This is a genomic window from Vibrio sp. 1-1(7) (assembly GCF_013048485.1).
GTDB classification, from domain to species: domain Bacteria; phylum Pseudomonadota; class Gammaproteobacteria; order Enterobacterales; family Vibrionaceae; genus Vibrio; species Vibrio fujianensis.
In genome coordinates this window covers 1-506 of sequence record NZ_VHSP01000037.1, presented here as the reverse complement: position 1 = coordinate 506, position 506 = coordinate 1, and the positions used below count along the sequence as shown (strand labels likewise).

At 40.9% G+C, this 506-nt stretch carries 1 tRNA gene; it reads left to right on the top strand.

Annotated features, from left to right (window positions below):
• Nucleotides 1-44: 44 nt before the first annotated feature.
• A tRNA-Glu gene (locus FKN05_RS16535) sits at nt 45-120 on the top strand.
• Nucleotides 121-506 lie beyond the last annotated feature (386 nt).

The following is a 506-nucleotide window of genomic DNA, read 5'->3' as shown; positions in this document are numbered from 1 at the left end:
AGTAAAGAGAGTTTGGCTTCATGTTTGGTGAGCCAGCAACTAGTGTCCCGTTCGTCTAGAGGCCTAGGACACCGCCCTTTCACGGCGGTAACAGGGGTTCGACTCCCCTACGGGATACCATCTTAAAGCGCATTGCTAAGCAGTGTTTTTTAACATGGTTTACTCGTTTTAAAAGCGATAAATCTTGCTCTTTAACAATTTGGAAAGCTGACAAAGTAATTTATCTTGATAGATAAGTTACTTGTAAAGTTCTCAATCTTTATCTTAAAGATAAAGACCAAAAATACACATTCAAGTGTGCTTGGTGAAAAACGTCTTCGGAAGTTTTTCAAAAATTGAGTCCGGCAAAATCTGTCTCGCACTCATGAAAATAAAACGTGAGACAACTTAGGTTGTTTAAACAACAACTCGAAACTTCTTCGGGTTGTATGGTTAAGTGACTAAGCGTACACGGTGGATGCCTAGGCAGTCAGAGGCGATGAAGGACGTAGTAACTTGCGAAAAGC